The following is a 12,685-nucleotide window of genomic DNA, read 5'->3' as shown; positions in this document are numbered from 1 at the left end:
CGCGATACGGGCGCATGACGCGGGCCCGGCACCGGTGGTGTCCGGTGCCGGGCCCTTGTCCGTGCCCCTGTCGTGCGGTGCGGTCAGCCCGTGATGGGCACCGGCACCAGCGTGGCGCGGAAGTGGCGCAGGATCGGCGACTGGTCGGTGATCCGGAAGCCGTACACCTGGTCCGCGTTCTTGGCGATCTTCGCGAGCGTGTCGCCCACGTGGTCGTAGTGGCTGCGGGTGTAGACCCGGCGCGGCAGGGCGAGCCTGACCAGCTCGTACGGCGCGCTCTTGATCGGGTTCCCGTGCTCGTCCTCCTCACCGAGGTAGAGCGAGCCCAGCTCGGCCGAGCGGATGCCGCCCTCCAGGTAGAGCTGGCAGGCCAGGGCGTGGCCGGGGTACTGGTGCGGCGGGATGTGCGGCAGCAACCGCCCGGCGTTGAGGTAGAGCGCGTGCATGCCCGGCGGTTCGACGATGTCCACGCCCGCGGCGCGGACCCGGTGGGCGAGGTGGGAGGCGATCTCGGCGCGCTCGGCGAGATAGCTCGGCTCGGTCACCTCGGTCAGCCCCTGCGCCATCATGTCGAGGTCGCGTCCGGCCAGACCGCCGTAGGTCGCGAACCCCTCGGTGGCGATGAGGAGCAGCTCGCACTTCTGGGCGAGCTCCGGGTCGTTGGTGCCGATGAAGCCGCCGATGTGGACGATGCCGTCCTTCTTGGCGCTCATCATGCAGCCGTCCGCCAGCCGGAACGCCTCCTCCGCGACCTGCCGGGGGGTGCGGTCGCGGTAGCCCTCCTCATGGCGGGTGACCAGCCAGGCGTTCTCGGCGAACCGGGCGGCGTCCAGGAAGAGCGGGACGCCGTGCTGACGGCACAGGGCCGCCGTCCGCTTGAGGTTGTCCATGGACACGGGCTGGCCGCCGCCGCCGTTGTTGGTGATGGTCATGACCACCACGGCGACCCGGGAGCCGTCGGGCCCGGACAGCGTCTGAGCGAGCGCCTCCAGGTCGATGTTGCCCTTGAACGGCTCGGTGCTGTCGAGGTTCTTGGCCTCGGGACACGGCAGATCGCGCGCCTCGGCCTCGTTCAGCTCGACATTGGCCCGGGTGGTGTCGAAGTGGGTGTTCGACAGCACGAGGTCGCCGCGCTCCAGCAGGGTGGTGAACAGCACCCGCTCGGCGGCGCGTCCCTGGTGGGCGGGGAGGATATGCGCGTAACCGGTGAGCTCGGTGACCGTCTCGTGGAACCGGTAGAACGAGCGGGAGCCCGAGTAGGACTCGTCGCCGGCCATGCCCGCGGCGAGCTGGGCGGCGGAGAGCGCTCCGGTGCCCGAGTCGGTGAGCAGATCGATGGTCACCTCTTCGGCGCGCAGATCGAAGAGGTTGTAGTTCACACGCTGCAGCGCCTCTTCGCGCTGCTGCCGGGTGGTGAAGGGTATCGGTTCGACGACCTTGATCCTGTACGGCTCCACGCTGACCGCTGCTCCTGTCTTTTCGTTGTTCGGTGTCTCGGCGGATGTCACAGCCGTGCCCGCACCCGGTCGCGGGTGGGGACCGTCTCGCGGGGCGGCCGGGTCCGGTACGCCTCGGAGGAGACGTAGACGGTCACCCGCTGCGGCCGGCCGCGCTCATGGACCAGCGCCAGGTAGGCGATCAGGCCCACCCCGTCGTCGAGCGGGCGCGGGCTCACGGCGGCCAGCGCCCGGTCGAGCGCTGTACTGTCCATGTCATGGCTGCGCAGCACGGCGACCGCCCGTTCCCGCGCCTCGCCGTCGTGCCGGACGTAGTCGCGGACGGGCACGTGGAGGGTGTATCCGCTGGGCAGCCCGGTCGCCGTCTCCGTGAAGGAGTGGCAGGTGAGGGCGGGGCGCCCGGTGAGCCGGCCGGCGTCCTCATCGGCGCTGAGGTCCTCGGCGGCGGGGAGGTCCCCCGCGGTGCGGAAGAACTCCTCCAGCCGCTCCCGGCCCGGTGCGGGCGACATCCGGGGGAGGGAGCCCGCCTCGGTGGGGGACAGACCGGGGTGCTTGAGGTAGACCTTCACCCGCGGGGCGTCCCAGTCGCCGAGGTCCAGGGCCAAGAACGGGAAGCCGTCCGCCCGGGGCAGCGAGTCGAACGCCTGCCGATGGCCCAGCCTGGCCAGCGCCTCGCGTACGGTCTCGGCGGCCCGGTCGGCGCCGTTCGCCGAGGGGTTGAGGTAGACCTTGACCCCGGGGACGCCGCCGGGGCGGAGCTCCAGGGCGCACCACAGGGCCAGCGGGCCCTCGGGGGAGTGCGGGAAGAACAGGTCCTCGAGCCGGTCGAGCTGGTCGGTCGAGAACCCCCAGCGGTCCGCCATGGCGTGGATCGCCTGCAGACCGGCCCGGCCGTTCTCCGCGAGGTCGTCGCCCCGGGAGTAGCCCGGGTCCACCAGGACCCGCAGGTCCGGAGCCTGGCCCGGCACAAAGGCCAGGGAGAACTCCACGGGGCTGTGGTCGTCGGACAGAAAGGTCCGTGACGGGGGTGGCAGCGCCAACGGCCGTCCGGCCGAGGCACCCAGACTCTCCATCAGTACCCCTGTATAGGCGGCCGTATCGGCCTCGCTGAGCCGCGCCACCTGGCACAGCCGGGTGAGCTGGCCCGTGGCGAGGTCGCCGAGCAGCGCCTCACCTGAATTGAAACCGTTCATCGAACCTCCCGCTGAATCGAGAGGAACGGCTGTTTGGGTTTGTGCGGCGGGGTAATCGGGCGGTCATGCGCCACGAGAAGATACCCGCCCCGTGGGGCGGGTATCTCGGCTCCCATCGCGTGTGCTGCCGCGAAATTAGGGTAGGTGTTCGATTGGCCGCGGGGGTGGTGCGGTCGGGATATGAGTGAAACCGCGGATCGTCGACCGACAGTGGTGTCGTCGGCGGCGAGAGACCTCACGACAGCTCCTCTTAGGGATGGGCCAACAAAAATTGCGCGATAGTGCCTACCCGTTCAGTTGAACATTCATGCGGTATGAAATGGGTTCCGGATGTGGTGTGGATCACGCTCTCCACCACGAGAGGAACGAACTCCACAAGCCGCCCTTCTCGTGCTTATTCTGGGCGTGGCCGCGATGGTCGCCCGTCGGGATCTGTTGCTGTGCAACGGGCTGTTTGTCAGTACGTATCGGAGTGAATCGGGCAGGCAGTGCGGTCAATCCGCGGTTGAACGGACCGGGGCGCCAAGTCAGACTCGACTCGGGCACCGCGAGTTCAATGTCGGGCAGCTGGTTGAGCAGTTTTTCGATGGCCACCACACCGATGAGCTGAGCGGTGTCCTTGGCCGGGCAGGCGTGCGGACCCGCGCTCCAGGCGAGGTGCGCCCGCTTGCTGAGCTGCTGACGGGAGGCGGACAGCGCGGGGTCGCTGTTCGCCGCCGCGATGGAGACCATCACCAGATCGCCCGCCCGCAGCCGGGTTCCGGCGAAGTCCACGTCGGAAACCGGGTAATGGGGGGCGTAGTTGGACATCGGCGGGCTGTTCCAGAGCACATCGTCGAGGGCGTCCTCGACCAGCAGCCCAGCACCCGCGTACCGCTCGTCGGAGAGCAGCAGGAGCAGCGCGTTGGCGATGAGATTCCGCTCGGGCTCGGCGCCGGAGCCCAGCAGCAGCACCAGCTGGTGAACCATTTCCTCATCGGTCAGCTGGGCATGGTGCTGCATAAGCCAGGAGGTGACATCTTCCCCGGGCTGCCTGCGCTTGAGTGCGACGAGTTCGCTGACGCTCTGGCCGAGGACCTCGTTCGCCTTCTCCGCATTGATTCCGTCGAAGATCCCGGAAATGCCGAAGATGACCCGGTCGCCGATTTCCGCCGGGCATCCGAAGAGCTCATTGAAAACAAACAGCGGCAGCAGTTTGGCATAGTCATTGAGCAGATCGGCCGAGCCGCGGGAGATGAACTGGTCCATCAGGTAGTCCGCGACGCGCTCGACATGGCGGCTCAGTCGATGCGTATCGACCCGGGCCAGGCTGTCGGTCACCGCCTGACGCAGCCGCATATGCTCGGCGCCATCGGTGAACATGCAGTTCGGCCGGTATTCGAGCAACGGGACGACCGGATTCTCCCGGGTGACCTTGCCCTCGTTGTAATCGCGCCAGCGGCGCGAGTCCTTCCGGAAGGTGTCGGGGTTCTGCAGCAGCTGAAGCGCCGCCGAGTAGTCCGTGATCAGCGTGGCCTCGACACCCGGGGAGAGCTCGACCGGTGCGGCCGGGCCGTACGAGCGCATATACGCGTAATAGGCACCCGGATCGGCGGCGAACTCCGTCCCGTACAGCGGCACCCGCTTGCCACTGCCATGGGCGGGGCAGCCGGGTGGCGGTACCGCCGAAAAATCCGATTGCGTGTTCATCAGGTGCTCCTAGCGGGTACGTTCCTGTAGGTAACGGACAAGCGCCATCAGGGCATTGGCCGATGACTTCTCGTCACGTGCGTCACAGGTGACGATGGGGGTCTCGGGCAGCAGATCGAGCGCCTCGCGCAATTCTGCGTCGGGGCGGGCCGGCGTGCCGTCGAAGTGATTGACGGAAATCGCATAGGGAAGTCCGTAGTGCTCCACCAGGTCGATCACCGGGAAGGATTCCTTGATGCGTTCGGGATCGACCAGGATCAGTGCCCCGAGAGCGCCTCGGGTCATGTCCTCCCACACCTGGACGAAGCGCTCCTGTCCGGGTGTGCCGAAGAGATACAGGACGAGTCTCTCGCTCAGCGTGAGACGTCCGAAGTCCATGGCCACGGTGGTCGTGGTCTTGCCCCGGGTGCCCATGAGGTCATCGACGTGGGCTCCGGCCTGAGTCATCCGCTCCTCGGTGCGCAGCGGAGGAATCTCGGACATGGTGCCGATGAACGTCGTCTTTCCGACCGCGAAATGCCCCACGACGAGGATCTTGGCCGCGATCTGCACCGCTTCGTTCAGATAGACATCGTCATCCGAAACGGGCCTGGAGCCCATCCAGCACCTCCTGAAGGAGCGAAACGTCGACAAGCTGCGCGGGAGGCGCGGGGGCACGGGTGATGAGGTACCCGTCCGATGAGAGATCGGACAGCAGGACCTTCACGATGCCGATCGGCAGCCCCATATGCCCCGCTATCTCGGCAACCGAGAGATAGCCACCCGCGCACAGCTCCAAGAGGCTGCGCTTCTCCGGGTCGAGCTGACTGGGGGGTCTCTGTTCGGACGCGGTGACCAGCGTGATCAGGTTGAACTGGTCATTCTCCGGCAGCCCGCGACCGTTCGTGATGACGTACGGTCGCACTAATTGAGCGGACTGGGGCTCCTGCTCGCCTGGTGCCGTCATGCCTGTATTCCGGTGTTTTCGCGAGGTGGTGTGGAAAGCGCCTTGCCGAGCTGCCCGACAAGCTGCTGCATCCGGAAGGTGATGTCGGCCATGTCGACATCCGGGGCGGAGGAGACCGCCAGATACGCGCCCTCACCCGCGGAGATGAGGAAGACCCAGCCACCGTCGAACTCGACCAGGGTCTGGCGCCATGTCATATGGGAGCCACCGCAGAAGCCGGCCATGGTGCGGCTCAGCGACTGGATGCCGCTCATCGCCGCGGCGACGGTGTCGGCCTCGTCCTTTTTGACCTCTTGAGAACGGGCCATCAGCAGACCGTCGGCGGAGACCAGGATCGCATGACGAGCCCCTGGTACTTCCAGGGCGCTCTCAAGCATCCATGACAGGTCGTTGTTCACTGAGGATCATGCCCTTCCCTGTTCGGGTTTGCTGAGCGTCCGGACTGCGTGCCGCGCTGGAACGCGCCCATGATCGATGCGGATTCCTCGCTCGTCCGGGCCGGGGCACTGGTGGAGTCCGCTCTGGGGACGATGGAAATCGAGCCCTTACGGCGACGTTTGGGCAGGCCTCCGGCGGTGGCACCGCTCACGGTCGAACCGCTGACGGTGGAACCGGACATGGCGGAACCGCTCGGCTGCGGCTGCTCGGCCTCGGCGGGAACGTGGGTCGTCGGCTGCTCTTCCGGCTCGGGCATATTGGTCAGAAGGTCCTCGGGGAGAAGCACGACCGCGCGTACACCACCGTAGGGAGAGGCCGAATCGACGGACACCGTGAAGCCGTAGCGCGCGGCGAGCACACCGATCACCGCGAAACCGAACTGCGGCGGATTGCCGAGTCCCGTTACACCGGTGGCGTGCGTGGCCGAGAGCAGCTTGTCCGCCCGGTTCTTCTCCTCCTCGTTCATACCGACACCGGCGTCGTCGATGATGACGCAGACGCCCTTGGGGACGGTGCGGATGGTGATGTCGATCGGCGAGTCGGGCGCGGAGTAACTGGTCGCGTTGTCCAAAAGCTCGGCCAGCGCCAGCGCGACCGGTTCCACGGCCCGGCTGACCAGGGCGAAGTTGCTCTGTGAGCGGATTTCCACCCGGGTGTAGTGCCGGATGCGGCCCTTCGCGCTGCGGACCACGTCGTACACCGACGCGACGGCGCGCTGACGGCCCAGCCAGCCGTCACACAGCACCGCGATGGACTGCGCGCGCCGACCGAACTGCGAGTTCATGTGGTCGATCTCCAGGAGGTCCTGGAGAAGCTGATGCTCGCCGTATTTGTCCTGTGTCTTGGAGATGGCCAACTGCTGCTCGTTGGCGAGGCCCTGAAGCGTACGCATAGCGGACTTCAGTGCGCTCTTGGTGGCCTCCTCGGCGCGGTTGTGAGCCTCCTGGACCGCCTCGGCGTAATTGTTGTCGAGGTCGGCCGCGCGTTTCTCGAGCTCCGCCTTCTCCTGGCGCAGATTCGCCCGCGCCTTTCGCCCGCGAATAATGGCGGTTGCGGCGAGAGGCGTGCCAGCGATCAGGGCCCAGAGTGCTGGATCCTGTAGATATTGCGTCATTAAGACTCTCTTTAAACGACTAGACCGCCAGGGACTTTAGGGAGGTGTGGTGCGTTATGCGTCTGGAAGGTGCCTGAGCAGCGGTAAGTCAGCGCCCGTACGGCGCCCGCGGGTTCCGGGGACATCGCACTCGTCTTGCCGACGGCAGCGCACAGGCGTCGGTGCGCCGGAACGGCTCCATATGCCCAACTGGCGGCATAATGCTCCTCAGGGTGGGGATCCTCTCGGCTGATGTGCCGGATCGCCGTGTGTCTTACGCGCCCTTGGCTCGCCTGGCAAGCGCGGTGATCGTATCACCGGTATCACTGGGCCCCGTGCATGTGCCCCAGTCCCATTCGTTCACCTGACGTTGTTTCAGCCACACCGCCAGTTCACCGCGTTGACCGACGTCAGGGCATGTCCCGGGGGTTCGTATCGGGGTGGCGCGGGCAACCACCGAACGGCGGTCGCAGCCATCAGATATCCGGGCATTCGACCCGCACTGTGCATGGGTGGTGAAGGGTGTGTGGAGATGAATGGGGAATTCCGCTAGGCATTCATCCCGGTCATTACTCTCTTATTCTTTTTGTTCTGCTTATTCACTTATTTCTCGTGTTGCCCGTTACTTCCGGCAGGCCGGAGGGGGCGACTGCGCGCGGGTATCGTCGGGGCGTGTCGGAACAGCCCCGTGACAGCTCCGCTCCCACCCTCTTCACCTGGGAGTTCGCCACTGATCCCTACCCTGCGTACGCCTGGCTACGCGAGCACGCCCCGGTGCACCGGACCACGCTGCCCAGCGGTGTCGACGCCTGGCTGGTGACCCGTTACGCAGATGCCAGGAAGGCGCTGGCCGATCCCCGGCTCTCCAAGAACCCCCAGCGGCACAGTGCGGCGGCCCACGCAAAGGGCAAGGTGGGCATTCCCGGCGAACAGCGTGCCGACCTGATGACGCATCTGCTCAACATCGACCCTCCCGATCACACCCGGCTGCGGCGCCTGGTCTCCAAGGCGTTCACCCCGCGCCGGGTCGCCGCGTTCACCCCTCGGGTACAGACCCTCACCGATCAGCTCATCGACGCCTTCGAGGAAAGGGGAGAGGCGGACCTCATCCATGAGTTCGCCTTCCCTCTCCCTATTTATGCGATCTGCGATCTGCTCGGGGTGCCGCGCGAGGACCAGGACGACTTCCGGGACTGGGCCGGCGCGATGATCCGGCATGGCGGAGGCCCGCGCGGCGGAGTGGCCCGCGCCGTGAAGCGGATCCGCGCGTATCTCGGCGAGCTGATCCACCGCAAGCGCCTGGAGCTCGTGGAGCGGAGGGAAGAAGAGGACGGGGAGGATCTGATCTCGGGGCTGATCCGGGCCAGCGACCACGGTGAGCACCTCACCGAGAACGAGGCCGCGGCCATGGCCTTCATCCTCTTGTTCGCCGGCTTCGAGACCACCGTCAACCTCATCGGCAACGGCGTCTACGCACTTCTGCGCCATCCGGAGCAGCGCGCCGTCATGCAGCGGGCCCTGGAAGAAGGGGATGAGCGGCTGCTGGCCGCCGGGGTCGAGGAGCTGCTGCGCTACGACGGACCCGTGGAGATCGCCACCTGGCGGTTCGCCACCGAGCCGCTCACCCTCGCGGGGCAGCACATCGCCGAAGGGGAGCCGGTGCTGGTGGTGCTCGCCGCCGCCGACCGGGACCCCGAGCGGTTCGCGGCGCCCGATGTCCTCGACCTCACCCGCCGCGACAACCAGCACCTCGGCTATGGCCACGGCATCCATTACTGTCTCGGCGCCCCGCTCGCCCGGCTGGAGGCGCAGACCGCGATCGCCACCCTGCTGCGGCGCCTGCCCGGACTGCGGCTCGCGGCGGAGCCGGAGGATCTGCGGTGGCGCGGCGGGCTCATCATGCGCGGGCTGCGCACGCTCCCGGTGACCTGGAATTCCGCGGACCACTGAGGCCGCCAAGCCCCGTACGTACGGACATTGGTGACGAATGATCAGCCGTGTGACCGTGGCGTGACCTGGGATACATCGGCTTGTGATGATCGAGTGCCCTCGCTATGTTCACCGGCAACCGAGTTCGCCATAGAGAGGGCAATCGCATGCGTTCCGGTAATGGTCGACACCGTCGCCCCCGTCAGGCTCCGGCCATCATCGTCGCGGCGGGGGTCACGGGAGCGAGCATCGCCCTGCCCCTCTTCGGGGCGTCCGGCGCACAGGCCGCCCAGACCGCCACCTGGGATCAGGTCGCCGAGTGCGAGAGCGGTGGTATGTGGAGCGCCAACGAGGGCAACGGCTTCTACGGCGGACTGCAGCTGACCCTCGACATGTGGAAGGACTACGGCGGCACGGAGTACGCCCCGCGCCCCGACCTGGCCAGCCGCTCCCAGCAGATATCCATCGCCCAGTCGATCCTCGGCGACCGCGGCCCCGACGCCTGGCCGAGCTGTGCGCTGGGCGCCGGGCTCACCGACGGCTCCGGCGCCCCCGATGTGGACCCCGGTGGCACGGCCACCCGGGACCCGGGGGCGGGCCGGGGCGAGGCGGGGGACCGGGAGCGGGACGGCTCCTCCTCCCCGGAGTCGGACCGTTCGGGGGCGTCCGACAGCGCCGGTAAGCCGGATTCGTCCGGATCGACCGAGAAGCCGGAAGCCCCCCACACCTCCAAGTCCCCCGACGGACTGGACGGCTCGGCATCGGATGACCCGACGTCGGGCGGTTCGGCCTCGGATGACCCGGCCTCGGGCGGCTCGGGCGGCTCGGCCTCGGGCGGCTCGAAGGGGTCCTCGGCGGATCCCTCCGCCGACCCCTCGCCCTCCGGCCGCCACCGCGGCTCCCCGGATGCCGGGGAGCGGGCCGAGGACGGCGATTCGGCGGACGGGCAGCCCTCCGGACGCCACGCCTCGCGCGACGCCGCGGACCGCGACCGGAGCCCCGCGGGTGACGATTACACCGTTCGCCCCGGTGACAATCTGTCAGGCATCGCCGAGGACCGGAATGTGTCCCGAGGTTGGGAAGGGCTCTACGAGAGCAACGAGGACCTCATTGGAATCGACCCCGACCTGATCATCCCTGGTCAGCGACTTGACCTCACCATCAGGGAGCAGTGATTCGGGGTGAATTGCCCGATCTGGTTCCGATGAGACATACATCTCGTCACAATTTCCGGGGCGCACCTCGTGTCCGATCTCTCCTCACCCGGCCCTACCTGCGCCGATGTGGGCCGGGTGAGATCAATTACAGCCCCATTCGCTGCCATTGGGGTGTTTGAACGTTCTCGGGAGGTGTGTTTAACGTCTTTCCGCTCGCCACCGCGGGCACCGTCGATCGTCACGCCGAATCCTGCCGGCGGTCGGGGGGAATCCGACGCGTCAGCGCCGAAGGCAGGAGCGGGGGACCCAAGGTAGGTGCCGAGTGGCCTGTGGACACGGGCTCGTCGGCTAGGGGTGAAGCCGGGAGCGATCATCGCGACCGGCCGGGCAACTCACGTCCGAACCCGACAGCTCACCTCGTAGGCGTCGGTGAGGAAACGAACCAACGATGCTGAAGTCCAACGGGAAGCACCGCCGTCCCTCCAAGGCCACCCGTATCGCCGCGCTCACCGGTCTCGCCGGTGCCGCCGTGGCGGCGCCCCTCATCGGGGCGACCTCCGCCTCCGCGGCCACCAGCGCCCAGTGGGACCAGGTCGCGCAGTGCGAGGCCGGTGGCAACTGGTCGATCAACACCGGCAACGGCTACTACGGTGGCCTGCAGTTCTCCAGCTCCACCTGGGCCGCGTACGGCGGCACCGCCTACGCGCCCACCGCGGACAAGGCCAGCAAGGGCCAGCAGATCCAGATAGCCGAGAAGGTCCTCGGCAGCCAGGGCAAGGGCGCCTGGCCGGTCTGCGGCAAGGGTCTGACCTCCGGCGGCAGCCCGTCCGCGCCGTCCGCGCCCTCCGGTTCGCAGGACCAGCCGTCGGCCTCCACCAAGTCGGCCCCGGCCGCCCAGCCTGCCCAGCCGAAGGCCCAGCCGCACACCGCGCCCGAGCGTGCCACGCGTGAGCAGCCCCGTGGCCCGATCAAGAAGGGTGACGGCGAGTACAAGGTCAAGTCCGGCGACACCCTCGGCAAGATCGCCAAGGAGCACCACGTCAAGGGCGGCTGGAAGAAGCTCTTCAAGCTGAACGACGACATCGTGGAGAAGGCCGACCTGATCTACCCGGGCCAGAAGCTGCACCTCGGCTGAGTCACGGTCGCAGCCGCGGCCTGAGGCCGCCGCCCGAGAACCCTGAGACGAGCCCCGGTCGGGCGTGCCGCCCCTATGGCGCGCCCACCGGGGTTCCCTCATTGCCCGATTCACCAGAAATCTGGATATGTGATTCAGAATCTGGCTTTTTGTGTCACGCCCCCGTCTCGTGGGGCGGGCGAACGCGGGGTGCAGCCCTCCCGGCCCGTTAGGCTCGTGCTGCTACCGCTGACCCATACGAAGGAGAACCTCGTGCCGTCCATCGACGTCGTCGTAGCTCGCGAGATCCTCGACTCGCGAGGCAACCCCACGGTCGAGGTCGAGGTCGGCCTCGACGACGGCAGCACCGGCCGTGCCGCCGTTCCGTCCGGCGCCTCCACCGGCGCCTTCGAGGCCCTCGAACTCCGTGACGGCGACAAGAACCGCTACAACGGCAAGGGTGTGGAGAAGGCCGTCCTCGCCGTCATCGAGCAGATCGGCCCCGAGCTGGTCGGCTACGACGCCACCGAGCAGCGTCTGATCGACCAGGCGATGTTCGACCTGGACGCCACCCCGGACAAGTCCTCGCTCGGTGCCAACGCCATCCTCGGCGTCTCCCTCGCGGTCGCGCACGCCGCCTCCGAGGCGTCCGACCTCCCGCTCTTCCGTTACCTCGGCGGCCCGAACGCCCATCTGCTGCCGGTCCCGATGATGAACATCCTCAACGGCGGGTCGCACGCCGACTCCAATGTGGACATCCAGGAGTTCATGATCGCGCCCGTGGGCGCGGAGTCCTTCTCCGAGGCCGTGCGCTGGGGTGCCGAGGTCTACCACACCCTGAAGTCCGTGCTGAAGGAGCGCGGCCTGTCCACCGGCCTCGGCGACGAGGGCGGCTTCGCGCCGAACCTCGGCTCCAACCGTGAGGCCCTCGACCTGATCCTCGAGGCGGTCAAGAAGGCCGGCTACCAGCCGGGCCAGGACATCGCGCTCGCGCTCGACGTCGCCGCCTCCGAGTTCTACAAGGACGGGTCGTACGAGTTCGAGGGCAAGTCCCGCACCGCCGCCGAGATGACCTCGTACTACGCCGAGCTGGTCGCCGCGTACCCGCTGGTCTCCATCGAGGACCCGCTGAACGAGGAGGACTGGGACGGCTGGAAGACCATCACCGAGCAGCTCGGCGACAAGGTCCAGCTGGTCGGCGACGACCTCTTCGTCACCAACCCGGAGCGGCTCGCCCGCGGTATCGACAGCGACACCGCGAACGCCCTGCTGGTCAAGGTCAACCAGATCGGCTCGCTGACCGAGACCCTCGACGCCGTCGAGCTGGCCCAGCGCAGCGGCTACAAGTGCATGATGTCGCACCGCTCCGGTGAGACCGAGGACGTCACCATCGCCGACCTGGCCGTCGCCACCAACTGCGGCCAGATCAAGACCGGCGCCCCGGCCCGCTCCGAGCGGGTGGCCAAGTACAACCAGCTGCTGCGCATCGAGGAGATCCTCGACGACGCCGCGGTGTACGCGGGCCGCTCGGCCTTCCCGCGCTTCAAGGGCTGACCTGCGTACGACCTCAAGTAGCAGACACGTCTGACACCCGTCCCCGGCCGCGGTCCCGTACCGTGACCGGGGACGGCGTTACGCGTCACTCAAGCGAAGTCATCTCCGGGGAGGC

The 12,685-nt window shown here is 67.7% G+C and carries 11 protein-coding genes and 1 riboswitch; of the genes, 4 read left to right on the top strand and 7 right to left on the bottom strand.

Annotation, left to right across the window (positions count from 1 at the left end):
* Positions 1-83: 83 nt before the first annotated feature.
* The 7 genes from CGL27_RS20925 to CGL27_RS20895 all read right to left on the bottom strand — a co-directional run bounded on the left by CGL27_RS20925 (position 84) and on the right by CGL27_RS20895 (position 6,837).
* Positions 84-1,457 carry a tryptophanase gene (locus CGL27_RS20925; protein WP_119989239.1) on the bottom strand — a complete coding sequence of 458 codons (1,374 nt, stop codon included), beginning with the start codon at positions 1,455-1,457 and terminating at the stop codon, positions 84-86.
* A gap of 47 nt (positions 1,458-1,504) precedes the next feature.
* Positions 1,505-2,650: a tryptophan dimethylallyltransferase family protein gene (locus tag CGL27_RS20920; protein WP_119989237.1), complete on the bottom strand. Its 1,146-nt coding sequence runs from the start codon at positions 2,648-2,650 to the stop codon at positions 1,505-1,507.
* Positions 2,651-2,992: 342 nt separating this feature from the next.
* On the bottom strand, positions 2,993-4,339 hold the full coding sequence (locus CGL27_RS20915) for a cytochrome P450 (protein ID WP_078641889.1): 1,347 nt from the start codon (positions 4,337-4,339) through the stop codon (positions 2,993-2,995).
* Between the two features lie 9 nt (positions 4,340-4,348).
* A complete protein-coding gene (locus CGL27_RS20910) occupies positions 4,349-4,939 on the bottom strand; it encodes an ATP/GTP-binding protein (RefSeq protein WP_014061273.1) in 591 nt (196 codons plus the stop codon).
* A complete protein-coding gene (locus CGL27_RS20905; RefSeq protein WP_014061272.1) occupies positions 4,914-5,285 on the bottom strand; it encodes a DUF742 domain-containing protein in 372 nt (123 codons plus the stop codon). Before CGL27_RS20905 ends, CGL27_RS20910 begins: the two co-directional genes overlap by 26 nt.
* A complete protein-coding gene (locus CGL27_RS20900; protein WP_014061271.1) occupies positions 5,282-5,683 on the bottom strand; it encodes a roadblock/LC7 domain-containing protein in 402 nt (133 codons plus the stop codon). The genes CGL27_RS20905 and CGL27_RS20900 overlap by 4 nt, the downstream gene beginning before the upstream one ends.
* Positions 5,680-6,837: an ATP-binding protein gene (locus tag CGL27_RS20895; RefSeq protein ID WP_119989235.1), complete on the bottom strand. Its 1,158-nt coding sequence runs from the start codon at positions 6,835-6,837 to the stop codon at positions 5,680-5,682. The genes CGL27_RS20900 and CGL27_RS20895 overlap by 4 nt, the downstream gene beginning before the upstream one ends.
* 651 nt (positions 6,838-7,488) lie before the next feature.
* On the opposite strand from CGL27_RS20895, the gene CGL27_RS20890 reads away from it, so the two are divergent.
* From CGL27_RS20890 to eno, 4 genes are all read left to right on the top strand, one after another.
* Entirely contained in the window at positions 7,489-8,766 is a 1,278-nt protein-coding gene (locus CGL27_RS20890; RefSeq protein ID WP_119989233.1) for a cytochrome P450, read from the top strand.
* 146 nt (positions 8,767-8,912) lie between these two features.
* Positions 8,913-9,920, top strand: coding sequence for a transglycosylase family protein (locus CGL27_RS20885; protein WP_119989231.1), 1,008 nt, complete (start codon positions 8,913-8,915; stop codon positions 9,918-9,920).
* A gap of 255 nt (positions 9,921-10,175) precedes the next feature.
* A riboswitch (cyclic di-AMP (ydaO/yuaA leader) is annotated at positions 10,176-10,343 on the top strand.
* Positions 10,344-10,350: 7 nt separating this feature from the next.
* Positions 10,351-11,037, top strand: a complete 687-nt coding sequence (locus tag CGL27_RS20880; protein WP_119989229.1) for a transglycosylase family protein — start codon at positions 10,351-10,353, stop codon at positions 11,035-11,037.
* 252 nt (positions 11,038-11,289) lie between these two features.
* Entirely contained in the window at positions 11,290-12,570 is a 1,281-nt protein-coding gene (gene eno / locus CGL27_RS20875; protein WP_078641884.1) for a phosphopyruvate hydratase, read from the top strand.
* Positions 12,571-12,685 lie beyond the last annotated feature (115 nt).

The sequence above is a fragment of the Streptomyces sp. 11-1-2 genome, assembly GCF_003595545.1.
GTDB classification, from domain to species: Bacteria; Actinomycetota; Actinomycetes; order Streptomycetales; family Streptomycetaceae; genus Streptomyces; species Streptomyces hygroscopicus_B.
The sequence above is the reverse complement of the archived record's forward strand: the minus strand, read 5'-3'. Positions and strand labels throughout refer to the sequence as shown.

Bases quoted from the DNA above. Each gene is read 5' to 3' on its own strand.
- CGL27_RS20895 (WP_119989235.1), bottom strand. From the start codon at position 6,837: ATGACGCAATATCTACAGGATCCAGCACTCTGGGCCCTGATCGCTGGC.
- CGL27_RS20910 (WP_014061273.1), bottom strand. From the start codon at position 4,939: ATGGGCTCCAGGCCCGTTTCGGATGACGATGTCTATCTGAACGAAGCG.
- CGL27_RS20915 (WP_078641889.1), bottom strand. From the start codon at position 4,339: ATGAACACGCAATCGGATTTTTCGGCGGTACCGCCACCCGGCTGCCCC.
- CGL27_RS20880 (WP_119989229.1), top strand. From the start codon at position 10,351: ATGCTGAAGTCCAACGGGAAGCACCGCCGTCCCTCCAAGGCCACCCGT.
- CGL27_RS20885 (WP_119989231.1), top strand. From the start codon at position 8,913: ATGCGTTCCGGTAATGGTCGACACCGTCGCCCCCGTCAGGCTCCGGCC.
- CGL27_RS20920 (WP_119989237.1), bottom strand. From the start codon at position 2,650: ATGAACGGTTTCAATTCAGGTGAGGCGCTGCTCGGCGACCTCGCCACG.
- CGL27_RS20905 (WP_014061272.1), bottom strand. From the start codon at position 5,285: ATGACGGCACCAGGCGAGCAGGAGCCCCAGTCCGCTCAATTAGTGCGA.